Origin of the sequence: Roseateles sp. (genome assembly GCF_019237615.1) — a bacterium.
GTDB lineage: Bacteria > Pseudomonadota > Gammaproteobacteria > Burkholderiales > Burkholderiaceae_C > Pelomonas.
On sequence record NZ_JAFAGT010000085.1, the window covers coordinates 42,792 to 65,094 of the forward strand.

Here is a 22,303-nt window from a genome sequence, read left to right on the forward strand (position 1 = left end):
AGCCCATCGCCATGCAAGTCGTCCGACACCCCCTGCTCCCCCCCGCCCCCGGCACCCAGCGCGAGCTGGTCTCGCTGCACTACGGCCAGCCGGGCGGTTCCGCGGGCAAGGCCTACATCCAGGCCTCGCTACACGCCGACGAGTTGCCCGGCATGCTGGTCGCCTACCACCTGAGACAGCAGCTCGATGCGCTGGACGCGGCCGGCCAGATCTCTGGCGAGATCGTGCTGGTGCCCATGGCCAACCCCATCGGCCTGGCCCAGCATCTGCTGCACCTGCACCTGGGCCGCTTCGAGCAGACCACGGGCGAGAACTTCAACCGCCACTACCCGGACCAGGTGGCCGCCGTGGCCGCCGCGGTGGCCTCGGAGCTGGGTGGCGACGCGGCCGCCAACGTCACCACGCTGCGGCGCGCGCTGAAGGCCGCCGTCACCGCCGCGCCGGTGGAGACCGAGTTGCAGTCGCTGCGCCGTACGCTGCTGGGCCTGTCCTGCGACGCCGACATCGTGCTGGACCTGCACTGCGACGCCCAGGCCGTGATGCACCTCTACACCGAGACGCCCTGCTGGCCCGACTGCGAGCCGCTGGCGCGCTTCCTCGGTGCCCGCGTATCGCTGCTGGCCCAGGATTCGGGCGACAACCCCTTCGACGAAGCCTGCTCGCAGGTATGGTGGAAATGGGCCCGGCAGTTCGGCGACAAGCACCCCATCCCGCAAGCCTGCATGTCGGTCACCGTGGAGCTGCGCGGCGCCGCCGACGTGACGCATGAACTGGCTGCAAGGGACGCCGCCAACATCATTGACTTCCTGCGCTGGCGCGGCCTGCTCAAGGGCGACAGGCCGGCCCTGCCCGCGCCTCAGGGCGACGCCCGCCCGCTGGCCGGCAGCATGCCCATCCACGCGCCCAAGCCCGGCGTGCTGACCTTCCTGAAGGACGTCGGCGCCGAGGTCAAGGCCGGGGAGGTGCTGGCCCACGTGATCGACCCAGTCACGGCGGAGGTGACGGAGCTGAAGAGCCCCGTCGATGGACTGCTGTTCGCGCGCGACTTCCTCCGCTTCGCGTTCGCCGGCATGCGCGTCGCCAAGGTCGCAGGCCACGAGGCCAAGCGCACCGGCAAGCTGCTCGGCGCATGACGAAGCCCCTCACCCCGCCCGGCCCCGCTGAGCGCGGGCCTCGTCTGCGCGGGGCCGGCTTGGGAGCGGCCCGACGCGCGGCCCGCAAAGAAGAACTGACATGACGATCCAACTCCAGGCCACCAACATCCACAAGCGCTTCGGCGAGCGCGAGGTGCTCAAGGGCGTCTCACTGAGTGCCAGCCGCGGCGACGTCGTCACGCTGATCGGCTCCTCGGGCTCGGGCAAGAGCACGTTGCTGCGCTGCCTCAACCTGCTGGAGCAGCCGCACGAGGGCCAGCTCAGCCTGGGCGGCGAGACCCTCGAGTTGGTGCGCGACCGCGACGGCAGCCTGAAGGCCGTCGATGCCAAGCAACTGCAGCGCTGGCGCGCACGGCTGGCGATGGTGTTCCAGAACTTCAACCTCTGGGCCCACATGACGGTGCTTGAGAACATCATCGAGGCCCCCGTGCACGTGCTGGGCAAGCCCAAGGCCGAGGCCGTCGAGCGCGCGCAGGCGCTGCTGGCGCGCGTGGGCGTTGCGCACCGCGCCGGCGTCTACCCGGCCCAGCTGTCGGGCGGCGAGCAGCAGCGCGTGGCCATCGCCCGCGCGCTGGCGGTGGACCCCGAGGTCATGCTGTTCGACGAGCCCACGTCGGCACTGGATCCGGAACTGGTCGGCGAGGTCCTCAAGGTCATGCGCGACCTCGCGGCCGAGGGCCGCACGATGATCGTCGTGACCCACGAGATGGGCTTTGCGCGCGAGGTCTCCAACCATTGCCTGTTCCTGCACCAGGGCCGCGTCGAGGAGCAGGGAGACCCCAAGGAGATGCTGCTGCGCCCGCAGTGCGAGCGGCTGCAGCAGTTCCTCAGCGGCGGGCTGAAGTAGCGCCGTGCACAAGCTGGCGTGGCGGGCGCTGGCGCTGCTGAGCCTCGCGCTGGCGCTGCTCGGCGTGGTGCTGCCGGTGCTGCCGACAGTGCCCTTCCTGCTGCTGGCCGCCTGGGCCGCCGGCAAGGGCTGGCCGGCGCTGGAGGCCTGGTTGCTCGGGCATCCGCGCTTCGGCCCCAGCATCCGCGACTGGCGGGAGCGCGGCGCCGTACCGCGCCGGGCCAAGTGGCTGGCCAGCCTGATGATGACTGCCAGCGCCGTCGCGATGGCGTTGTCGCCGCTGCACCTGGCGGCCAAGATAGGTGCACCGGCGTTGATGCTGGCCGTCGCGGCCTGGCTCTGGTGCCGGCCGGAGCGCTAGGCACGCACCGCCTCGGCGAGCAGCCCTAGACTGGCCCGGCTACACACTTCGGGAAACGCACATGACGAAGGAACGCGGGATCGCGCTGGTCACCGGCGGTGGTACGGGCGTCGGCGCCGCCACCGCACTGCTGCTGGCCCGCAGGGGCTACGACCTGCTCGTCAACTACTCGCGCAGCGCCGATGAGGCCGAAGCCAGCGCCGCGGCCTGCCGCAACGCGGGGGCCGACGTGCTGGTGATGCGCGGCGACGTCTCGCAGGACGCCGACTGCCGCGCCCTCGCGCAGGCCGCCATGGATCGCTGGGGTCGTCTGGATGCCCTCGTCAACAACGCCGGCATCTCGGTCTTCGGCAAGGCGGCCGAGTGGGACGCGCTGGACGCCGAGACTTTCCAGCACATCCTGGGCGTCAATGCGCTGGGCAGCTTCCAGATGGTGCGGGCCTGCGTGGCGCATCTGAAGGCCACCGAGGGCTGCATCGTCAACGTGTCCTCCGTGGCCGGTGCCTTGGGCGTGGGATCGTCCATGCCCTACATCGCCTCCAAGGGCGCCATCAACGCGATGACGCTGCACCTGGCCCGCACCCTGGCGCCGGCCGTGCGCGTGAACGCGGTGTGCCCGGGTCTCGTCACCACGCGCTGGTTCGTGCAGGGCGTTGGGCAGGAGGGCTACGAGAAAGGTCTCAAGGCCTACGAGGCCGGCGTGCCGCTGCAGCGCGCCTGCTCGCCCGAGGACGTCGCCGAAGCCATCGTCTGGCTGGTCGACGGCGCCAGGACGGTGACGGGCGAACTGCTGCTGCTGGACAGCGGCATGCACCTGGCGGGCGTGCAGCCGCCGCGGTGATGCGGCGGGAGCGGCGCCAGGGTCAGGCCGGCAGCAGCCCGCGGTCCTTCAGCATGGGCTCGACGACCGGGTCGCGGCCGCGGAAGGCGCGGAAGGCCTCACCGGGCTCGACGCTGTTGCCGGCCGACAGGATGCAGTCGCGCAGCCGCGCAGCCACGGCCGGGTCGAAGACGTTGCCGGCCTCGACGAAGGCGTCGAAGGCGTCGCAATCCAGCACCTCGGCCCACAGGTAGACGTAGTAGCCGGCCGCATAGCCGGCGCTGCTGAACAGGTGCTGGAAATGGGTGAGCCTGTGGTTCATGCCCACCTCGGCCGGCAGCTGCCACTTGGCCAGCGTGTCACGCTCGAAGGCGACCACGTCGGCCGGTGCCGCCGGCAGTGCATGGGCCGCCATATCGACGATGGCGCTGGCCGTGTAGCGCAGCGTCTCGTAGCCCTGGCCGAACTGGCGCGCGGCCTGAAGCTTGGCCAGCAGCGCATCGGGCAGCGGCGCGTCCGTCTGCCAGTGGCGCGCGAACTGCTTCAGCACCTGGGGCTCGGCCATCCAATGCTCGTACAGCTGCGACGGCAGTTCGACGAAGTCGCGCAGCACCTGGGTACCGGCCAGGCGCTCGTACTCGACGCTGGACAGCAGGCCGTGCAGGCCATGGCCGAACTCGTGGAACAGCGTGCGCACGTCGTCGAAGCTGAGCAGCGTCGGCTCGCCGGCGGCGCCTCGTGCGAAGTTGTTGTTGTTCAGAATGACGGGCGTGGCTCCCAGCGCGCGGCTCTGGTTGCGCAGCGCGTTCATCCACGCGCCGCTGCGCTTGGTGGGACGGGCGAAGTTGTCCTGCATGAACAGGCCGCGCAGCGCGCCGTCGGCATCGCAGACTTCGTAGGCGCGCACGTCGGCGTGGTAGCCGGCAATGTCGGGCCGGGCCTTGAACCTCAGGCCGAACAGGCGGCCGGCGCAGTCGAACATCGCGGCCACCATGCGGTCCAGCGCGAAATACGGCTTGACCTCGGCCTCGTCCAGCTCGAAGCGGGCGCGCCTGGCTTGCTCGGCAAAGAAGCGCCAGTCCCAGGGCTCCAGTGCATGTGTGGCGCCGGCCGCGGCCATCGCGCCCTGCACGGCCTCGCGCTCGCGGGCCTGCGCACTCACGGCGGGATGCCAGACGCGCTCCAGCAGGCCCATGACGGCGCCCTGGCTGCGCGCCATCGTGTCCTCCAGCGCGTAGTCGGCATAGCAGGCATGGCCGTGCAGCCGGGCCTGCTCGGCGCGCAGTTCCAGGATCTCGCGGCAGATCTCGCGGTTGTCGGTCCCACCGGTGGCATCGCCCCGGCCCACCCAGGCGCGCCAGGCCTGCTCGCGCAGGTCGCGCCGGGCGCTGAAGGACAGGAACGGCACGATCAACGAGCGCGACAGCGTGATGACGTGGACGCCCCCGCCATCCAGCTCACCCAGGCCACGGTCCACGGCCGCCTGTCGGGCGGCGGCGCGCACGAAGCCGGGCAGCCCGGCCAGCTCGTCCTCGGTCGTCAGCCGCAGCTGGTAGTCGCTCTCGGACGCCAGCACGTTCTGGGCGAAACGCGTGTTGAGCTCCGCCAGGCGTGCCATGACGGCGGCATAGCGCGCCCGGGCCTCGGGTGCGAGACGGGCGCCGGCGCGCAGAAAGTCCAGGTGCACCCGCTCCAGCAACCGGCGCTGCTCGGACGTGAGTCCCAGGCGCTCGCGCTGCTCGAACAGCGCATCGACGCGCGCAAACAGGCCCTGGTGCATGTAGACGGCGCTGCCATGCTCGGCAAGCGGCGCGGCCAGCGCGCGCTGCTGGGCCTGCAGCTCGGGCGAGGTGGCTGAAGCGGCCAGCGTGTAGAAGAGATGCTCCAGCCGGGTCAGCAGCCGGCCGCTGGCGTCGAAAGCGGCAAGGGTGTTGGCAAAGCTCGGGGGCTCGGCCTGCGTGGCGATCGCGTCGATCTCGGCGCGGTGCGCGGCGAGGGCGGCGTCGAAGGCCGGCTGGAAATGCGCCGGGGCGATGTCGGCAAAGGGTGGCAGGCCATGCGGGCCGGCCCAGTCCTGCAGCAGCGGGTTGCTCATGCGGGGCCTCTCGGTGGAGATCCGGGGGGAGAAACAAGAAAGAAGGGCCGCGTCCTGGCGGAGGCGGCCCGTCGTCGGTCGTCAGCGTGCGTCGCGGATCACTTGCCTGCGGCAGCGGCGGCCCGTTCCTTGCGAACGGCCTTCTCGTCGTTCTCGTCGTAGGGCTTGTTCTGGCACTCGGCCTTCCACTTGTCGTTGGCGTCGAAGTGCTTCTCGGTACGGTCCTCGATGGCCTTGAACTGCGCTTCCAGCGCCTCGACCTTCTCGCCGAAGGCCTTGCGCTTGACACCCTGCTCGGCGTCGGCGGACTTCACGGCGTCGACCATCGGGCCGAAGGCTGCAGCGCGCGCCTGGTAGGCCTCGTTGCGGGCCTTCAGGTCTTCCTTGGAGAGCTTGGGCGCCTCCGCGGCCAGCGCCTCGTGGGCCTTCAGGATGGCCTCGCGTTCCGCCTTCACGTCGCTGACCTGCTTGCCCAGCGCGGCCTCACCAGCCTCGAGGGTGGCCTTCTCGGCCTTGAGTTTCTCGGCGCCGGCCTTGTAGGAGTTCTGCTCGGCCTTGATGGCCTCGGCCTCCTTGCTGTTGCTGTCCTGCTGGTCGATGCAAGCGCGCAGTTCGTCGCGCGTCAACAGCTTGACCTTGGGTTTCTCCACGACCGGGTTGCTGACCTTGTTGTTCTTCGGGTCGACCTTGGCCTTGGTGTTGGTGGTGATCTGTGCCTGGGCGGAGACGGCAATGACCAGGGCCAGCGGGAGAAGGGTGCGTTTCATGGCGAGAGCGCAACACGGGGTTGCGAAGGTTCAGAACGGGAGGCGGAATGATGCCACGAGGCTTCGCCCCGATAATCGGCGGCTGCTCTTGGTCACCTCCTCCCCATGGCGCTCAAAGCCACCATCCACAAAGCCCAGCTCCAGATCGCCGACATGGACCGCCATGTCTATGGCGACCATGCCCTCACCATCGCCCGCCACCCGAGCGAGACCGACGAGCGCATGATGATCCGCGTGCTTGCCTATGCGCTGAACGTGCCGGCCGACGACTTGCGTGGCCGTCTGGAATTCAGCAAGGGCCTGTCCGACGTGGATGAGCCCGAGCTCTGGCAGCTCGACCTGACCGGCGACGTCGTGCACTGGGTCGACCTCGGCCAGCCCGACGAGCGCCGCCTGATGAAGGCCCATGGCCGCAGCGAGCGCGTCAGCGTCTACAGCTATGCGTCCAGCACGGACGTCTGGTGGCGCGGCCTGGAGGGCAAGCTCACGCGCGCGCCCAAGCTGGCCGTCTGGCAGATTCCGGCCGAGCAGTCGCAGGCACTGGCCGCACTGGCCGAACGCAGCATGCAGCTGCAGATCAGCATCCAGGACGGCAGCATCTATGTGTCGACCGTGAACGCGTCGGTCGAGATCCATCCCGTCGCACTCAAGGCGGCCACCGCATGACGCCCCTGCACGAACCCGAGCACCAGCGCTTCACGTTGCCGACGACGCCGGCCAGCGTGCTCGACTACCAACTCAGCGGCGACCGCGTCGTCTTCACCCACACCGGCGTGCCTTCGGCCTACCGCGGCCAGGGCCTCGCGGCCAGGCTCGTCGAGGCCGGCCTGCAATGGGCCCGGGCCCAGGGCCTGAAGGTCGTGCCGGCCTGCAGCTACGTCCACCTCCACATCCAGCGCCACCCCGAGTGGCAGAACCTCGTCGCCTAAGCCAAGAGACCGCCCACCATGTCCACGATCCTGCAATCCGTTCCCGTCGGCCAGAAGGTCGGCATCGCCTTCTCCGGCGGCCTCGACACCTCCGCCGCACTGCACTGGATGAAGCTCAAGGGCGCCCTGCCCTATGCCTACACGGCCAACCTGGGCCAGCCCGACGAGCCCGACTACGACGAGATCCCGCGCAAGGCCATGCTGTACGGCGCCGAGAAGGCCGTGCTGGTGGACTGCCGCACGCAACTGGTCGCCGAGGGCATCGCCGCGCTGCAGGCCGGCGCCTTCCACATCAGCACCGCCGGCGTCACCTACTTCAACACCACGCCCATCGGCCGTGCCGTGACCGGCACCATGCTGGTGGCAGCGATGCAGGCCGACGGCGTCAACATCTGGGGCGACGGCTCGACCTTCAAGGGCAACGACATCGAGCGCTTCTACCGCTACGGCCTGCTGACCAACCCGGCGCTGAAGATCTACAAGCCCTGGCTGGACCAGACCTTCATCGACGAGCTGGGCGGCCGCGCCGAGATGTCGGCCTTCATGACGGCCAAGGGCTTCGCCTACAAGATGAGTGCCGAGAAGGCCTACTCGACCGACTCCAACATGCTGGGCGCCACCCACGAGGCCAAGGACCTGGAGCACCTGAACAGCGGCATCCGCATCGTCAACCCCATCATGGGCGTGGCGTTCTGGCGCGACGACGTCGTCATCAAGGCCGAGGAGGTGACGGTGCGTTTCGAGGAGGGCATGCCCGTCGCGCTGAACGGCGTGGAGTACCGTGACCCGGTGGCGCTGCTGGCTGAGGCCAACAAGATCGGCGGCCGCCACGGCCTCGGGATGAGCGACCAGATCGAGAACCGCATCATCGAGGCCAAGAGCCGCGGCATCTACGAAGCCCCGGGCCTGGCGCTGCTGCACATCGCCTACGAACGCCTCGTCACCGGCATCCACAACGAGGACACCATCGAACAATACCGGGTCAACGGCATGAAGCTGGGCCGGCTGCTCTACCAGGGCCGCTGGTTCGACCCCCAGGCCATCATGCTGCGCGAGGCCGCGCAGCGCTGGGTGGCGCGGGCCGTCACCGGCGAGGTGGCGCTGGAGCTGCGCCGTGGCAACGACTACTCGCTGCTGGACACCCGGAGCCCCAACCTGACCTACGCGCCCGAGCGCCTGAGCATGGAGAAGGTGGAGGACGCGCCCTTCAGCCCGGCCGACCGCATCGGCCAGCTGACGATGCGCAACCTCGACATCAGCGACACGCGTGGCAAGCTCTCGGTCTATACGGGCGCGGGCCTGCTGGCCGGCGGCGGCCTGCCCAAGCTGGAGTAAGCGGGAACGCCACTGGTCAGGCCTCGGCAAATGCTGTATAAATTCACAGTACTCACCGAGGAGCCCGACCATGCACAACCAGTACCGCCAGAACTACGTCCCCGGCCGCCCGCTGCCCCGCTGGCTGCAGGTCCTGTTGCGCTGGCTCTGAACACTGACGTCAGAAGTCGTCGGCCACGCGGGTAAAGCCCGCGAAGCGCGGCTTGCCGGGCGGCGTGAGGTCGCCGTAGCGGCCGGTCACCACCGCGCGCAGGGGCGTCGCTGCAGCCCGCGCCGGCCTTGAAGCGAACGCTGTCGGGCGTCTGCGGCACCAGCGCGCCGAGCCGGCCCTTGCCGGGCTCATGGCCGATGGCGTCGGCCTGCTGCCAGAGCTTGAGCAGCAGGTCGCTGCCGCCCGAGAGCAGCGCCGGCAGCGCACGCAGGGTCAGCTTCAGACCACCACCGGCTCCGGTTCCAGCCGGATGCCGAAGCGCCCGTAGACGCTCTCCTGGATGGCCCGCGCCAGCGTGACGACCTCGGCGCCGCGCGCGTCGGCCTTGTTCACCAGCACCAAGGCCTGCTTGTCATAGACCGCCGCTCCGCCTACCGTCTTCCCCTTCCAGCCGCAGGCGTCGATCATCCATCCGGCCGCCAGCTTCACGCTTCCGTCGGGCATGGGATAGTGGACGATGCCGGGGTCGCGACCGATGATGTCGCGGCACTGCTCGGCCGTGACGACGGGGTTCTTGAAGAAACTGCCGGCATTGCCGATGACGGCCGGGTCGGGCAGCTTGGCGCGGCGCACCGCGCAGATCCAGTCGAAGATCTGCCGCGCATCCGGCGCCGCAATGCCGGTCTCGGCCATCTTGCGTGCGATCTCGAGATAACCCAGCACCGGCTGCCAGGGGCGCGGCAGCCGCAAACGCACCTTGGTGATGACGCTCTTGCCCGCCAGGCCGCCGAAATCGCTTTGCTTGAAGACGCTGTCGCGGTAGCCGAAGCGGCAGACCTCGGCCGGCAGCAGTGCCGGCCGGCCGGTGACAAGGTCCATGACCTCCACCGCCTCCAGCCTGTCCTTGACCTCGATGCCATAGGCGCCGATGTTCTGCACCGGTGCGGCGCCGACGGTACCCGGGATCAGGGCCATGTTTTCCAGGCCGGGGTAGCCATGGTCCAGCGTCCAGCCGACCAGCTCGTGCCAGACGACACCCGCGCCGGCCTCGACGATCCAGGCGTCCGCCCGCTCCTCCAGCAGCCGGATGCCAGGGATCTCCACCTTCAGCACGACGGCCTCGACATCCCGGGTCAGCACCAGGTTGCTACCGCCGCCCAGCACGAACTTCGGGGCGCGGCCGAGCTCCGGGTGGTCGACGACACGGCGCACGTCGGCCGCCTCGCGGATGCGCACCAGGCGGCGCGCGACGGCCGGCAGCGCGAAGCTGTTGTAGGGCTTGAGGTTGACGTCGGTCTCGATCTGGAGGCCGGGGGCTTCGTTCGGGGGGGGCGAGGCGGTGGCGGACATGGGACACTTTTGGATGGCTTGCGCGGCGCGCAGGCATCAAAATTTTCGCAGACAGCTTTACCCGGACCTCATATGCCCAGCTTCGACACCGTTCTCGAACCCGACCACGTCAAGATCCGCAATGGCGTGGACAACAGCATCAAGGAGATTGGCACCCGCTTCGACTTCAAGGGCACGGGCGCCAAGGTCGAGCTCAAGGACAAGGAAATCCACACCACCGGCGACAGCGAGTTCCAGCTCGAACAGATCGAGGCCGTGCTCTACGGCAAGCTGACCAAGCAGGACGTCGTCATCAGCTTCCTCGACAAGGCCGAGAAGGTCGACAAGCTGGGCGGCGACAAGGTGCGCCAGGTCTACAAGATCAAGGAAGGCATCGAGGCAGCCCTCGCCAAGAAGATCGTCACCTCGCTGAAGGACAGCAAGCTCAAGGTCCAGGCCAGCATCCAGGGTGATGCGGTGCGCGTGACCGGCAAGAACCGCGACGACCTGCAGGCAGCCATCGCCCACCTGAAGAAGAGCTTCAGCGACACGCCGCTGACCTACAACAACTTCCGCGACTGAGCATGCACCGCCTCGCGCCGTTGCTGCTGGCATGCGGCCTGGCGACCGCCCAGGTGCAGTCGCCCGGCCAGGTGCAGCTCAACGGCATGCTGGGCAGCCGGGCGGCCCTGCTCATCATCGACGGTGAACCGCGCACCGTCGCCGTCGGCGACACGGCGATGGGCGTCAGGCTCATCGCGCTGGAGGAAGGCCGCGCCGTCGTCGAGTACGGCGGCCGGCGCCAGACACTGGCCCTGGGCGCCTCGCCAGGCCGTGTCGTCGCACAAGTCGTCGAGCCTCCTCGCCAGATCGTGCTGCCCATGGGCGGCGGCGGCCATTACACGACCATGGGCACGATCAACGGCCAGGTCACGAGCTTTCTCGTCGACACCGGCGCCACCAACGTGTCCATCAGCCAGGTCGAGGCTGAGAAGCTGGGTCTGCGCTACATGTACGGCAAGCGCGTCGTCACGCAGACCGCCAACGGCATCGTGCCGGCCTACCAACTCCAGCTCAGCAGCGTGCGGATCGGAGATCTGGAGGTGCGCGACGTCGACGCCATCGTCATCCCCGGCGTCATGAGCCATGTGCTGCTGGGCAACAGCTTCCTGAACCGCTTCCGGATGCGGCGCGATAACGACACCATGACGCTGGAACTGCGCTACTGATCGCCGCTGACGGCCTTCTGCAAGAATCCGGCGCTCACTCTCGCCGGCCCGTCCAGATGACCCGTCACCACGCTCTGCTATCCAGCCTGCTGGCCGCCCTGCTGACCGCCGGCGCATTCGCGGCCCCGGCCCCGGACGCCGCCAAGGCCGCGCGCTTCTACGAAGACGCGTTGCAGCGCTACGAGAAGCACGACATCCCCGGCGCCATCATCCAGCTCAAGAACGCGCTGCAGGCCGACAAGAGCCAGTTGCCCGTGCATGTGCTGCTGGGCAAGGCCCTGCTGGCCAACAGCGAGCCGGCGGCGGCGGCGTTCGAGCTCGGCGAGGCCATACGCCTGGGCGTCAACCGCGCCGAGGTCGCCGTCGCCCTCGCCATGGCCCTGAATGCCCAGGGCAAGCAGCCGCAGATGCTGGATGACCCGCGCCTGCAGCCCGCCGGTCTGCCGCCGGGCATCCGGCTGCAGCTGATGCTGGAGCGCGCGCTGGCCCAGTCCGACATGGGCGACACCAAGGCAGCGCTTGCCAGTGTCCTGGAGGCCCGCGCCCTCAACCCCGGCGACGTGAACGGCTGGCTCGCGGAGGTGCCCCTGCGCGTGCGCAACCGCCAGTTCGCCGAGGCGCATGCCGCCGCCGACCAGGCCCTCAAGCTCGCGCCCGACAACGCAGAGGCGCTCTACCAGAAGGCCTCCATCCACCACGCCAATGGCCACATCGTCCAGGCCCTGGCAGGTTACGAGCGTGCCATCGCGGCCCAGCCCAGGCATGGCGAGTCCCATCTGGCGCGGGCCGGTCTGCTGGTCGACCTGGGCCGCGACGCCGACGCCCTGTCCGAGGTGAACGCCTTGCAGGCCCTCAAGCCCAACGACCCGCGCGGCGCCTATCTGCGTGCCGTGCTGGCCGAGCGCGCCAACGACAAGGCCGCCGCGCGCGCCGCGCTGAAGCGCATCACGGACCTGCTGGACCCCGTCCCCATCGAGTACATCCGCTACCGCACGCAGCTGCTCATGCTCAACGGCCTGGCGCATTACGACCTCGGCGAGCTGGAGAAGGCCAAGCCCTTCCTGGAACTCGCGGCGCGCCAGCAGCCCGGCAGCCCGCTGACCAAGTTGCTGGCCCAGATCGCGCTGAGCGAGCCCAATGTCGGCCGCGCCATCGAGCTGCTGGACGCCTACGTGAAGGCCCGCCCCGGCGACGGCCAGGCCTTGCTGATGCTGGCATCGGCGCACATGAGCCAGGGCCGGCATGCGCGCGCCACCGCGCTGATGCAGGAGGCGCTGCGCGCCAAGGACGCCCCCGAGTACCGCACGGCCCTGGGCCTGTCTCTGCTGCAGAGCGGCAAGATCGCGCCGGCCGCAGACGAGCTCGCCAGGGCCTACAAGGCCGACCCCAGGCAGACCTATGCCGGGCTGGCGCTGATCACCGTGTATCTGCGCGAGGGCCAGGTACCCAAGGCGCTGGCCGTCGCCGACACGCTGGCCCGCGCCAACCCGAACAACGCCACCGTCCTCATGGTCCAGGCCTATGCCAAGACCCAGGCCGGCGATGTGGCAGGCGGCCGCGCGGGCTACGAAAACGCCCTCAAGCTGGACCCCAGGCTGACGGAGGCCCGCCTCGGCCTCGTCCGCATCGACGCGGCGGCCGGCAACTTCGACGCCGCCAACAAGCGGCTGCGCGAAATGCTGAGGGGTGACGAACGCAACAGCACGGTGCTGTTCGAGCTGGCCCTGCTGCATGAGCGCCAAGGCAAGGACGACGAGGCGCTGAAATGGCTTGAAAGTGCCGCCGACGCCTCCGGCGCCCGCGACACCCGGGCCAACTTCGCCCTCGTCGCCTGGCATCTGCGCAAGGGCCAGCCGGCGCGCGCCTCCGATGCCGCCAAGATCCTGCTGGCCAAGCTGCCCGACGACGTCGAGGCCCTGCAGGCCTATGCCGGCGCCCAGGCCGCCAACGGCGACCCGGCAGGCGCCAAGTCGACGCTGACGCAGGCCGCGCGCCGGGCCGCGTTCGACTCGCCGCGGCTGCTCGAGGTCGCGCGCCAGCAGGTCGGCATCAAGGACTACGCCGCCGCTGCCTACAGCCTGGACAAGGCCCTCAGCGGCAGCCCCGACTTCATGCCGGCCATGGCCATGCTGTCCAGCATCGAGCTGGCCCAGGGCGATGCCGCCAAGGCCGAGCAGCGTGCCAGGCAGGTCATCCAGACGGCGCCCAAATCGGCCATGGGCTACAACCTGCTGGCGGAGGTCGCGCTCTATCGCGGCCAGGGCGCGGCCGCCGTCGACGCGCTGCGCAAGGCGCACGACATCGAGAAGTCCCAGGCCAGCCTCACGCGGCTGATGCAGGCCGTCGGCAACCAGAATGGCCCCAAGGCCGCCACCGACCTCGGCGAGGCCTGGCTCAAGCGCAACCCCGGCGACCTGGCCGTGCGCAGCGCCGTCGCCGAACAGGACCTGCGCGGCCGCGACTTCAAGTCGGCCCGCGCGCAGTACGAGGCCATCCTGAAGCAGCGCCCCAACCACGCCGAGACGCTGAACAACCTTGCCAACCTGCTGATGCTGACCCGGGACCCGGGTGCCTTGGCCATGGCGGAGCGTGCTTACAAGGTCGACACGCGCAACCCCAAGCTCATGGACACGGCGGGCTGGGCCAATCACCTGGCCGGCAATGGCGAACGGGCGCTGCAGCTGCTGCGCGAGGCGCGCCTGCGCGCGCCGGACGTGCCCGAGATCCGCTATCACCTCGCCGTGGTGCTGGCCAAGACGGGGCGCAAGGGCGAGGCCCGAGAGGAGCTGAATGCCGCGCTGCGGACCAACACGGGCTTCGCCGCGGCGGACGATGCCAAGAAATTACTGTCCACCCTCAACTGAGGGGGCCGAGGCCCTGGCGCCGGCGTCGGATGTTTTTACAATTTTTAGCACGCCAGACGTGGCAATTCGGCAAACGCTTGAGCGGCAAGGAATTTCTCGGACTGGCATTGAATCTGCTTGGCTTGTTCGAAATTTGACCGCCGGCTGGCGACTACCAAGGAAAACCGATGAACGTCCGCTCCATTCGCATGACCGCTCTCACGGCGCTCATCGCCGGTCTGGCCTGGAGCGGCGCCGCCCAGGCCTATTGGGGCCTGGACACCACGCCGACCGCAACGGTCAACGACAGCGCCGCGACGGCGCAGAACCCCTACACCGTCAAGATGTCGGGCTTCTACGTCAGCAACACGCTGAACGCCTCCAACAAGCTGTCCGGTAACTGGACCGCCGGCACGCTGACCCAGTACGCCGGCAACGGCCAGGGCATGAGCACCGGCACCGACTCCGGCTCGCCGTACCACGCGCTGGACAACAACGGCAACACCGAAGGCGTGCTGCTGTCCTTCAGTGCCTCCACGGTGCTGACCAGCATCGGCCTGGGCTACACGGCCACCACCGGCCCGGCCGAGTACGGCTGCGTCAGCAACGGCGCCGTCGTCGGCACGGTCCTCGGCAGCGCGGCCTGCAGCAAGGGCACCAAGACCAGCGACGTGACGGTCGACGTCTCCGTCTTCCGCTGGACCGGCACCAGCGCCCCGACGCTGGCTGGCACGGCCGCCGGCACGATGGGCGGCTGGGAGCTGGTCGGCAACTACGGCGACTTCATCCTGGACACGACCAACCCCTACAACCTGGTCAACAGCGCCGGCAAGACGTCCAGCTGGTGGCTGATCACGGCCTACAACAGCGGCTTCACGCAAAGCGCGGGCACCGAGAACCGCGGCACGCTGACCGATGGCGACGACTACTTCAAGCTGTACGCCGTGGCGGGCAACAAATGCACGGGCACCGTCAATGCAAACGGCGTCTGCGGCGGCACGACCACCAACGTGCCCGAGCCGGCCACGCTGGCCCTGGCCAGCGTCGCGCTGATCGGCGTGGCCGGCCTGCGCCGCCGCCAGCCCAAGGCCAACGCCTGACGCCGGCCCGGGCCCTGGCTCGAAAGGCTCCCTTCGGGGCCAATGCCAGTCAGCCAAGCCCGCAGAGAGGCCGACCCGATACAAGGGGAACGTGTTGAGCACGTTCCCCTTTTTGCTTGATGGGCCTGCTTGAGAGTGCGCTGCGCCAGCCCCTGCCCCGAGTTCCCGAGCGGCTCGATGAACTCAGCGCCTTGATCGATCCAAGCTGGATCAATCAGGCGCTGGCAGCCAGCGGGAAGGGCTCGATCCGCAGCCGCAAGCTGCCAGCCGAGCATGCCGTCTGGCTGGTGATTGGCCTGGCGCTGTTTCGCAACCGGCCGCTGTGGCAGGTGGTTGAGCAACTGGATCTGAGCCTGGACGGGCAACCGCTGCCTGCGCCCAGCGCCAGCGTGCAGGCTCGCCAGCGCCTGGGTGAAGAGCCTCTGGCCGAGTTGTCTGGCCTGTTGACCCGGGCTTGGAATCGTGCCCCGCGGCACGTGCACGGCGCGCCGCTGAGGGTGCTGGCCGTGGACGGCGTGGTGTGGCCGGCACCGGACACGCCAGACAACCGCGAGCAACTGGGCAGCTGCAGCACCCAGCACGGCCCGCTGCCCTGGCCACAGATCCGTGCGACCTGTCTGATGGACGCACGCAGCCATGAGCTGCTGGATGCCAAGCTTGGCGGCATGGCCTGCGGTGAGCTGGGTCTGGCGGCGCAGTTGCAAGGACGGGAGCATGCCCTGAGCCATGAACTCGCAAAGACTGTTCATGCTGACTTATTTGTCAATTAAGTCTACACTTACATACATTATGCGTAGAAGGGACCCGACCAGCGAACCCCTTGAGGTTACCCAGTTTGTGGGTGACGTTGGCGTACGCATCCGGGTAATGCGACTGGCACGAGGATTGACCCAGAAGGACTTGGCAGAGCGAGCTGACATCAGCCGACTGACTCTCATGGCCATCGAGGCTGGTTCGTTTGGCAGCAGGTTTGCAGATGTGGCCCGGTTGCTCTGGGTCTTGGATGACGTGAGCCTTCAGGCCTCGCTGGCCACGGCGGCCCAGGACCCGGCATATCAGGACGCTGTACGGGGAAACCTCCCGCGCTTCAAGAGCCGCAAGAAGGACCTCGAATGACACGCCGAGCTCCAGTGTTCCGATGGACTATCGACCAGGCGACAAAGACCCGCGTTCCGATCCGCGTTGGCGAGCTGACGCAGGAGTCTTCTCGGTGGGAGTTCGTGTTTGACCCTGATTATTTGGCGCGTGGCTCGGATGCATGGGAACTGGACCCCACCGGAATTCGCACGAAGCAGTGCTCCCCGTTCACGCGAGTTGGCTCCGTGCCCTTTCCTGTCTTTTGTGACGTGGCCCTCTCGGGATGGACCCTGGACCTTCTGAAGAAGAACGCTTCCCGAAGCGCTGAAGGTGAGGAGCCCTGGGGTTGGTGGGAGCGGCTGGTTTACGCTCCCGTCGACGGCTTTGGGGCCCTGTTCGTTGGAGACATTCAGGGACGACCGGACGCTATTGGCACCATTGCGCATGCGCTGCACAACCTGACCAGGGACTCGTTGACCGAAGGCCCGCTGGCCTCGTCGTCCGGAGCGATGGGAGGCGAGAGGCCAAAGGTCGCGCTGCACTTCGAACTCGAGGACGGACGCCTCGTGCCGACGTTGCTCAAGTTTGCGCTCCCAAACGAACGGTTTGACAGCGTCATCGCCGAGGCCACCGCGCTGACGCTAGCAGCTGGACTCGGGATGCAGGTGCCGTTCCATCAGGTGATGTGGTTTAACGACGTCCCGGCACTTGCCATTGAACGGTTCGACCGCCAAGGGGAGGACAAGCAGCTTTGGCACTGCGTGAGCGCTGCAACCGCGCTCGACCTTGTGCCAGGCGCTGACGTTGAGGACCCCAAGCAAAATTACGTCAGGCTTCGGTCCAAACTCAAACGCGTCGAAGACAGCCGCGAGCTGTTCGAACGCATCGTCCTGAACGGTGCGGTTGGCAACACCGACGACCATCCCTGGAATACCAGCCTGCGCCAGTTGGGCCCGGGAGATTGGGAGTTGTCGCCGTTGTACGACGTATTGCCGTTCTCTGAGCGGCAAGGCGTGCCGGCGTTCAGCATGGACCTGACCAAGAAGCGTCCTTCCCGCGCGGCCACGCGTGCCAACCTCGTGGCCGCAGGAAGGCAAATTGCTGCGCTTGATGAGAAGGACGTGCTTCAGCGAATTGACCGGACGACCACCTACGTTCGAGAGAACTGGCGAAAGGCCTTCGAGGCGCACAGCCGGCCCTCCAAGGAAGTTCCGGTCGAGGACTGGAAGCGCGTTTTCGAGCACGACTGGATTGCCCTTTAACGAGCAACGCGGAAGTCGCAACGGGTGCGCGATGTGCTCATGCTCGACTCACCTTCAGTCTTGCCGTTGGTGCCTGGAGGACCGGCAACTGAAACCCAGCGCTCGCGGCCGCAGGGCTTCGACGGCCCTGGCGTAAAGCTTCCATGACCGCACCAGGAGGGCTTGAGACCCTTCCGAGGCGTCGCCGCCACGAACTTGCCTGTCCGGCCGGCTCCGCCGCCCAGGCCCTCAACCGGCGGAGTTCTGGGCCACCTGCATCGCGGCCCTGTCCCTGGCCGGACAGCCGGGATGCGAACGACCGTGCTAAAAAGCCCGGCATTCCCATCACGACGACACAGCGAGACATGGACCTCAACTTCACCGAGGCGGAGCTGGCCTTCCGCACCGAGGTACGCGACTGGGTGCGGGCCAACCTGCCGTCCGACATCGCCCACAAGGTGCGGCATGCGCTGCGCCTGAGCAAGGACGACCTGCAGCGCTGGGCCAAGATCCTGGGCGCCAAGGGCTGGCATGGCTGGGCCTGGCCCAAGCAGTTCGGCGGCCCGGGCTGGAACGCCGTGCAGCGCCACCTGTTCGAGGAGGAATGCGCCCTCGCCTGCGCACCACGCATCGTGCCCTTCGGCCCGGTGATGGTGGCACCGGTCATCATGGCCTTCGGCACGCCCGAGCAGCAACAGCGCTTCCTGCCGGGCATCATGAGCGGCGAGGTCTGGTGGAGCCAGGGCTACAGCGAACCCGGCTCGGGCTCGGACCTGGCCTCACTGAAGTGCCGCGCCGAGCGCCAGGGCGACAAGTACATCGTCAACGGCCAGAAGACCTGGACCACGCTGGGCCAGTACGGCGACTGGATCTTCTGCCTGGTGCGCACCTCCACCGAGGGCAAGCCGCAGACCGGCATCAGCTTCCTGCTGATCGACATGAAGTCGCCCGGCGTGAGCGTCAAGCCCATCATCATGCTGGACGGCGAGCACGAGGTGAACGAAGTCTGGTTCGACAACGTCGAGGTGCCGGCGGAGAACCTGATCGGCGAGGAGAACAAGGGCTGGACCTATGCCAAGCACCTGCTCTCGCACGAGCGCACCAATATCGCCGACGTGAACCGCGCCAAGCGCGAGCTGGAGCGGCTCAAGCGCATCGCCAAGGCCGAGGGCCTGCTGGACGATGCCCGCTTCCGCGACCAGATCGCACTGTGCGAGGTGGACGTCGTCGCGCTGGAGATGATGGTGCTGCGCGTGCTGTCCGGCGAGCGCAGCGGCAAGCAGCCACTGGACGTCGCCGGCCTCCTGAAGATCCGCGGCAGCGAGCTGCAGCAGCGCTACACCGAGTTGATGATGCTGGCCGGCGGCCCTATGGCCCTGCCCTACATCCACGAGGCCATGGAGGCCGGCTGGCAGGGCGACCAATGGCTGGGCGGCGCGTGGATGGGCGGGGCCTCGCACGCCATCCCGCTGACGGGCAACTACCTCAACGTCCGCAAGACGACGATCTATGGCGGGTCCAACGAAGTGCAGCGCAACATCGTCGCGCAGACCGTGCTCGGCTGACAGGGAGACAGAGATGGATTTCGATTTCAGCGAAGACCAGCAGGCCTTGCGAGACGCCGTGCGCCGCTTCATCGACAAGGACTACGGTTTCGAGCGTCGCACGCGGATCGCGCGCGCCGGCGGCTTCGACCGCGACGCCTGGCAAGGCCTGGCGGGCCTGGGGCTGACCGCGCTGGCCGTGCCCGAGGCCCACGGCGGCCTGGGCTTCGGTGCCGTCGAGGCGATGGTGGTCATGGAGGAGCTGGGCCGCGGCCTCGTGCTTGAGCCGGTCGCCCAGGGCGCGCTGATCGCGCCGGCGCTGCTGCGGCAGGCGCCCGACGAGCTGCAGGCGGCCTGGCTGCCGCGCATCGCCGGCGGCGAGGCCCTGGTGGTGCTGGCCCATCAGGAAGCCAAGTCACGCTACCGGCTGAACCGGGTCGCCACGCGCGTCGTCGACGGCAGGCTGAGCGGCGTGAAGAGCCTGGTGCCGGCCGGCGACATCGCCGACGCGTTCATCGTGCCGGCCCGCGTCGCCGGCGCCGATGACGCCCGGGACGGCATCGCCCTCTACCTCGTCGAGCGCTCGGCGGCCGGCGTGCACACGCGGCCCTATTCGCTCCACGACGGCTCGCGTGCCGCCGAGGTGCACCTCGACAACACGCCCGCCCAGCTCATCGCCGGCCCCGAGCAGGGCCTGGCGCTGCTGGAGCTTGCCGCCGACATCGGCATCGCCGCGCAGGCCGCCGAGGCCGTCGGCGTGATGGAGCGCTACCTCGCGCTGACCGTCGACTACCTGAACACGCGCAAACAGTTCGGCGTCGCTATCGCCAGCTTCCAGGCACTGCGCCACCGCACGGCCGACGCGAAGATGCAGCTGGAGCTGGCCCGCTCCATGAGCTATTACGCCACGCTGCGCCTGGGCGACGCGGAGCCGGTGCGCCGCCGCGCGCTCTCGCAGGCCAAGGTGCAGCTCGGCAACGCCATGCGCTTCGTCGGCCAGCAATGCACGCAGATGCACGGCGGCATCGGCGTCACCGACGAATATGCCGGCAGCCATTACTTCAAGCGCCTGACCGTCATGGAGATGCAGTGGGGCGACACCCTGCACCACCTCGGCGAAGTCAGCGCGCGGATGCAGGACACTGCGGGGGTGTTCGCCTAACCTTGGAGACCGCCCGATGAAAGCACCCGTCCTCCTCCTGCTGCTCGCCGGCCTGGCGGGCCTCGCCCATGCCCAGGCGATGAAGCCCGGCCTGTGGGAGCTGAAGCAGACGCCCCAACTCGACCCCGAGCGCCAGGCCCAGATGGCGCAGGCGCAGAAGGCCATGGAGAGCATGTCGCCCGAGCAGCGCAAGATGATGGAGAGCATGATGGGCCAGCATGGCGTCAGCATGGGCTTCTCCGGCGGCGCGATCACGATCAAGGCCTGCATCACGAAGGAGCAGGCCGAGCGCAACATGACGCCGACCGGCGAACGCGGCAACTGCACGCACAACAGCCAGCGCAGCGGCAACGTCATCAAGACCCGCTTCGTCTGCACCGACCCGGTCGGCGAAGGCGAGAGCACGGTCACGCTCAAGGGCGGCGATGGCTTCAGCAACCAGGTCCGGATCACCCGGCAGCGCAACGGCAAGACCGAGACGACGACGATGAGCGGCGAGGGCCGCTGGCTGGGCAGCGACTGCGGTGACATCAAGCCGATGAAGGACCAGGCCAAGCCTTGAAACAGCGTCTCTCGCAAATTCTCTTCAGCCAGGGCTTCGGCACTCGCAGGCTGTGTGCAGGACTGGTCTGGAACGGTGAGGTGTCCGTCGGCGGTGCGGTCGTCGACGACCCCGATGCCGAGTTCGAAACCCAGGGCCTGCGCTTCACGGTCGACGGCCGGGAATGGCCCTGCTTCGACAAGGCACTCATCCTGCTGCACAAGCCGGCCGGCTACGAGTGCTCCCAAAAGCCCAAGCACCACCCCAGCGTCATGAGCCTGCTGCCCGCGCCGCTTCGCGAGCGCGGCGTGCAACCCATAGGCCGGCTGGACGAAGACACCACAGGCCTGCTGCTGCTGACCGATGACGGCGCCCTGATCCACAAGCTGACATCTCCCAAGCACCATGTGCCCAAGGTCTACGAGGCCCGCTGCAAGCATCCGCTGACGGCGGCAATGGCCGAGCAGCTGCTGGCCGGCGTCGAGCTCAAGGAGCCCGAAGGCAAGTTCCAGCGCCCGCCCGAGATCAGCAAGGTCGAAGCCGCCGAAATCGTCGACGAAACGCTGCTGCGCCTGACATTGCTGGAGGGCAAGTACCACCAGGTCAAGCGCATGGTCGCGGCGGTGGGCAATCGCGTCGAGGCCTTGCACCGGCCGCGCTTCGGCGCGCTGGGCTTGCCGGAGGATCTGAAGCCGGGCGAATGGCGCTGGGTCGCGAGCCCCTCCGAAGTCTGGGCCTGACAATCTCGCCCATGCGAGTTTTCAGAGGTTTCCACCACCCCGGCATCGCGCCTGCCTGCGCGCTGACCATAGGCAACTTCGACGGCGTGCACCGCGGTCACCAGGCCATGCTGGCACTGCTGCAGTCCGAGGCCCGCCACCGCGGCCTGCCCACCTGCGTGCTGACCTTCGAGCCGCACCCGCGCGACTTCTTCGCCGCCAGGCTGGGCAAGCCCGAGCTGGCGCCGGCCCGCATCGCGACGCTGCGCGACAAGCTGGTCGAGCTGGAGCGCTGCGGCATCGACCAGGTCGTCATCCTGCCCTTCGACGACAAGCTGGCCACGTTGCCGGCGCAGGACTTCATCCGCCAGGTCCTGGTCGACGGCCTGCACGCGCGCTACGTGCTCGTTGGCGACGACTTCCGCTTCGGCGCCAAGCGTCAGGGCGACTACGCCACGCTGGACGCGGCCGGCCAGGCGCGCGGCTTCGACGTCGCCCGCATGATGAGCTACGAGGTGCACGGCCTGCGCGTCAGCAGCTCGGCCGTGCGCGAGGCGCTCGCCGCGGGCGACATGGCCGCCGCCACCGCGCTGCTGGGTCGCCCCTATGCCATCTCGGGCCATGTCACGCATGGCCGCAAGCTCGGGCGCCAGCTCGGCGAGACCCGCGACGGCGCCGGCGACGGCTTTCGCACGCTGAACCTGCGCTTCACGCATGACAAGCCCGCAGCGGGAGGCATCTTCGCGGTGCTCGTCCACGGCCTGACACCCGAACCGCTGCCCGGCGTCGCCAGCCTGGGCCGCCGGCCCACGGTGGAGGACGCCGGCCGCGTGCTGCTCGAAGTCCATTGCCTGCACTGGCCACTGTGCCAGGAAGGGGGCTACGGTAAACTCGCCCGCGTGGAACTGCTGCACAAACTCCGCGACGAAGCCAAGTACGACGGGCTGGATGCGCTCACGGCCGCCATCGCCGCCGACACCGAGGCCGCGCGCAGCTTCCTGGCCACCCACGCCGCCCAGCGCCGCCAGACCACGCGCGACCGAATTTGAAGCGGCTCCC

The 22,303-nt window shown here is 68.6% G+C and carries 23 protein-coding genes; 19 read left to right on the forward strand and 4 right to left on the reverse strand.

The window, feature by feature from the left end; genetic code table 11:
• Positions 1–11 precede the first annotated feature (11 nt).
• The 4 genes from JOY88_RS16805 (at position 12) to JOY88_RS16820 (ending at position 3,203) form a co-directional block, all read left to right on the forward strand.
• Positions 12–1,133 carry a succinylglutamate desuccinylase/aspartoacylase family protein gene (locus JOY88_RS16805; protein ID WP_293503776.1) on the forward strand — a complete coding sequence of 374 codons (1,122 nt, stop codon included), beginning with the start codon at positions 12–14 and terminating at the stop codon, positions 1,131–1,133.
• 100 nt (positions 1,134–1,233) lie between these two features.
• On the forward strand, positions 1,234–2,001 hold the full coding sequence (locus tag JOY88_RS16810) for an ABC transporter ATP-binding protein (protein ID WP_293503777.1): 768 nt from the start codon (positions 1,234–1,236) through the stop codon (positions 1,999–2,001).
• Positions 2,002–2,005: 4 nt separating this feature from the next.
• Positions 2,006–2,362: a YbaN family protein gene (locus JOY88_RS16815; RefSeq protein WP_293503778.1), complete on the forward strand. Its 357-nt coding sequence runs from the start codon at positions 2,006–2,008 to the stop codon at positions 2,360–2,362.
• 61 nt (positions 2,363–2,423) lie between these two features.
• Entirely contained in the window at positions 2,424–3,203 is a 780-nt protein-coding gene (locus tag JOY88_RS16820) for an SDR family NAD(P)-dependent oxidoreductase (RefSeq protein ID WP_293503779.1), read from the forward strand.
• Between the two features lie 22 nt (positions 3,204–3,225).
• Here JOY88_RS16820 and JOY88_RS16825 read toward each other — a convergent pair whose 3' ends face one another.
• The gene (locus tag JOY88_RS16825; protein ID WP_293503780.1) at positions 3,226–5,277 is read right to left on the reverse strand and encodes a M3 family metallopeptidase; all 2,052 of its coding nucleotides are present in this window, start codon (positions 5,275–5,277) and stop codon (positions 3,226–3,228) included.
• Between the two features lie 98 nt (positions 5,278–5,375).
• On the reverse strand, positions 5,376–6,044 hold the full coding sequence (locus tag JOY88_RS16830; protein WP_293503781.1) for a hypothetical protein: 669 nt from the start codon (positions 6,042–6,044) through the stop codon (positions 5,376–5,378).
• A gap of 105 nt (positions 6,045–6,149) precedes the next feature.
• Here JOY88_RS16830 and JOY88_RS16835 point away from each other — a divergent pair, with 105 nt between their 5' ends.
• The 3 genes from JOY88_RS16835 to argG are packed head-to-tail and all read left to right on the forward strand — an operon-like array spanning position 6,150 to position 8,308.
• Positions 6,150–6,710, forward strand: a complete 561-nt coding sequence (locus tag JOY88_RS16835) for a YaeQ family protein (protein ID WP_293503782.1) — start codon at positions 6,150–6,152, stop codon at positions 6,708–6,710.
• On the forward strand, positions 6,707–6,973 hold the full coding sequence (locus JOY88_RS16840) for a GNAT family N-acetyltransferase (RefSeq protein ID WP_293503783.1): 267 nt from the start codon (positions 6,707–6,709) through the stop codon (positions 6,971–6,973). Before JOY88_RS16835 ends, JOY88_RS16840 begins: the two co-directional genes overlap by 4 nt.
• Positions 6,974–6,991: 18 nt before the next feature.
• Complete coding sequence (argG, locus tag JOY88_RS16845; protein WP_293503784.1) at positions 6,992–8,308, forward strand: argininosuccinate synthase; 1,317 nt, start codon at positions 6,992–6,994, stop codon at positions 8,306–8,308.
• Positions 8,309–8,468: 160 nt separating this feature from the next.
• Here argG and JOY88_RS16850 read toward each other — a convergent pair whose 3' ends face one another.
• Both JOY88_RS16850 and murB read right to left on the reverse strand, forming a co-directional pair.
• The gene (locus tag JOY88_RS16850) at positions 8,469–8,651 is read right to left on the reverse strand and encodes a hypothetical protein (RefSeq protein WP_293503785.1); all 183 of its coding nucleotides are present in this window, start codon (positions 8,649–8,651) and stop codon (positions 8,469–8,471) included.
• An 87-nt stretch (positions 8,652–8,738) separates the two neighbouring features.
• Positions 8,739–9,809: a UDP-N-acetylmuramate dehydrogenase gene (gene murB / locus JOY88_RS16855; protein WP_293503786.1), complete on the reverse strand. Its 1,071-nt coding sequence runs from the start codon at positions 9,807–9,809 to the stop codon at positions 8,739–8,741.
• 72 nt (positions 9,810–9,881) lie between these two features.
• Here murB and JOY88_RS16860 point away from each other — a divergent pair, with 72 nt between their 5' ends.
• The 12 genes from JOY88_RS16860 (at position 9,882) to JOY88_RS16915 (ending at position 22,293) form a co-directional block, all read left to right on the forward strand.
• Entirely contained in the window at positions 9,882–10,370 is a 489-nt protein-coding gene (locus JOY88_RS16860) for a YajQ family cyclic di-GMP-binding protein (RefSeq protein WP_293503787.1), read from the forward strand.
• Positions 10,371–10,372: 2 nt separating this feature from the next.
• The gene (locus JOY88_RS16865; RefSeq protein ID WP_293503788.1) at positions 10,373–11,017 is read left to right on the forward strand and encodes a retropepsin-like aspartic protease family protein; all 645 of its coding nucleotides are present in this window, start codon (positions 10,373–10,375) and stop codon (positions 11,015–11,017) included.
• Between the two features lie 56 nt (positions 11,018–11,073).
• A complete protein-coding gene (gene prsT / locus JOY88_RS16870; protein ID WP_293503789.1) occupies positions 11,074–13,881 on the forward strand; it encodes an XrtA/PEP-CTERM system TPR-repeat protein PrsT in 2,808 nt (935 codons plus the stop codon).
• A gap of 188 nt (positions 13,882–14,069) precedes the next feature.
• Positions 14,070–14,960, forward strand: coding sequence for a PEP-CTERM sorting domain-containing protein (locus JOY88_RS16875; protein ID WP_293503790.1), 891 nt, complete (start codon positions 14,070–14,072; stop codon positions 14,958–14,960).
• A gap of 119 nt (positions 14,961–15,079) precedes the next feature.
• The gene (locus JOY88_RS16880) at positions 15,080–15,730 is read left to right on the forward strand and encodes a transposase domain-containing protein (protein WP_293503987.1); all 651 of its coding nucleotides are present in this window, start codon (positions 15,080–15,082) and stop codon (positions 15,728–15,730) included.
• Between the two features lie 19 nt (positions 15,731–15,749).
• The gene (locus JOY88_RS16885) at positions 15,750–16,076 is read left to right on the forward strand and encodes a helix-turn-helix transcriptional regulator (protein WP_293503791.1); all 327 of its coding nucleotides are present in this window, start codon (positions 15,750–15,752) and stop codon (positions 16,074–16,076) included.
• A complete protein-coding gene (locus JOY88_RS16890) occupies positions 16,073–17,299 on the forward strand; it encodes a type II toxin-antitoxin system HipA family toxin (RefSeq protein WP_293503792.1) in 1,227 nt (408 codons plus the stop codon). Before JOY88_RS16885 ends, JOY88_RS16890 begins: the two co-directional genes overlap by 4 nt.
• A gap of 344 nt (positions 17,300–17,643) precedes the next feature.
• A complete protein-coding gene (locus tag JOY88_RS16895; RefSeq protein WP_293503793.1) occupies positions 17,644–18,843 on the forward strand; it encodes an acyl-CoA dehydrogenase family protein in 1,200 nt (399 codons plus the stop codon).
• A gap of 13 nt (positions 18,844–18,856) precedes the next feature.
• On the forward strand, positions 18,857–19,984 hold the full coding sequence (locus tag JOY88_RS16900) for an acyl-CoA dehydrogenase family protein (protein WP_293503794.1): 1,128 nt from the start codon (positions 18,857–18,859) through the stop codon (positions 19,982–19,984).
• Between the two features lie 16 nt (positions 19,985–20,000).
• On the forward strand, positions 20,001–20,546 hold the full coding sequence (locus JOY88_RS16905; RefSeq protein ID WP_293503795.1) for a DUF3617 domain-containing protein: 546 nt from the start codon (positions 20,001–20,003) through the stop codon (positions 20,544–20,546).
• Positions 20,543–21,265: a pseudouridine synthase gene (locus tag JOY88_RS16910; protein WP_293503796.1), complete on the forward strand. Its 723-nt coding sequence runs from the start codon at positions 20,543–20,545 to the stop codon at positions 21,263–21,265. Before JOY88_RS16905 ends, JOY88_RS16910 begins: the two co-directional genes overlap by 4 nt.
• Positions 21,266–21,276: 11 nt before the next feature.
• Positions 21,277–22,293 (forward strand): bifunctional riboflavin kinase/FAD synthetase, encoded by a 1,017-nt coding sequence (locus tag JOY88_RS16915; protein ID WP_293503797.1) that lies wholly within the window; start codon positions 21,277–21,279, stop codon positions 22,291–22,293.
• Positions 22,294–22,303 lie beyond the last annotated feature (10 nt).

Coding starts and splice junctions, on each gene's coding strand:
- JOY88_RS16805 (WP_293503776.1), top strand. CDS start 12: ATGCAAGTCGTCCGACACCCCCTGCTCCCCCCCGCCCCCGGCACCCAG.
- JOY88_RS16810 (WP_293503777.1), top strand. CDS start 1,234: ATGACGATCCAACTCCAGGCCACCAACATCCACAAGCGCTTCGGCGAG.
- JOY88_RS16820 (WP_293503779.1), top strand. CDS start 2,424: ATGACGAAGGAACGCGGGATCGCGCTGGTCACCGGCGGTGGTACGGGC.
- JOY88_RS16825 (WP_293503780.1), bottom strand. CDS start 5,277: ATGAGCAACCCGCTGCTGCAGGACTGGGCCGGCCCGCATGGCCTGCCA.
- JOY88_RS16830 (WP_293503781.1), bottom strand. CDS start 6,044: ATGAAACGCACCCTTCTCCCGCTGGCCCTGGTCATTGCCGTCTCCGCC.
- JOY88_RS16835 (WP_293503782.1), top strand. CDS start 6,150: ATGGCGCTCAAAGCCACCATCCACAAAGCCCAGCTCCAGATCGCCGAC.
- JOY88_RS16840 (WP_293503783.1), top strand. CDS start 6,707: ATGACGCCCCTGCACGAACCCGAGCACCAGCGCTTCACGTTGCCGACG.
- argG (WP_293503784.1), top strand. CDS start 6,992: ATGTCCACGATCCTGCAATCCGTTCCCGTCGGCCAGAAGGTCGGCATC.
- JOY88_RS16850 (WP_293503785.1), bottom strand. CDS start 8,651: ATGAGCCCGGCAAGGGCCGGCTCGGCGCGCTGGTGCCGCAGACGCCCG.
- murB (WP_293503786.1), bottom strand. CDS start 9,809: ATGTCCGCCACCGCCTCGCCCCCCCCGAACGAAGCCCCCGGCCTCCAG.
- JOY88_RS16860 (WP_293503787.1), top strand. CDS start 9,882: ATGCCCAGCTTCGACACCGTTCTCGAACCCGACCACGTCAAGATCCGC.
- JOY88_RS16865 (WP_293503788.1), top strand. CDS start 10,373: ATGCACCGCCTCGCGCCGTTGCTGCTGGCATGCGGCCTGGCGACCGCC.
- prsT (WP_293503789.1), top strand. CDS start 11,074: ATGACCCGTCACCACGCTCTGCTATCCAGCCTGCTGGCCGCCCTGCTG.
- JOY88_RS16875 (WP_293503790.1), top strand. CDS start 14,070: ATGACCGCTCTCACGGCGCTCATCGCCGGTCTGGCCTGGAGCGGCGCC.
- JOY88_RS16880 (WP_293503987.1), top strand. CDS start 15,080: ATGGGCCTGCTTGAGAGTGCGCTGCGCCAGCCCCTGCCCCGAGTTCCC.
- JOY88_RS16885 (WP_293503791.1), top strand. CDS start 15,750: ATGCGTAGAAGGGACCCGACCAGCGAACCCCTTGAGGTTACCCAGTTT.
- JOY88_RS16890 (WP_293503792.1), top strand. CDS start 16,073: ATGACACGCCGAGCTCCAGTGTTCCGATGGACTATCGACCAGGCGACA.
- JOY88_RS16895 (WP_293503793.1), top strand. CDS start 17,644: ATGGACCTCAACTTCACCGAGGCGGAGCTGGCCTTCCGCACCGAGGTA.
- JOY88_RS16900 (WP_293503794.1), top strand. CDS start 18,857: ATGGATTTCGATTTCAGCGAAGACCAGCAGGCCTTGCGAGACGCCGTG.
- JOY88_RS16905 (WP_293503795.1), top strand. CDS start 20,001: ATGAAAGCACCCGTCCTCCTCCTGCTGCTCGCCGGCCTGGCGGGCCTC.
- JOY88_RS16915 (WP_293503797.1), top strand. CDS start 21,277: ATGCGAGTTTTCAGAGGTTTCCACCACCCCGGCATCGCGCCTGCCTGC.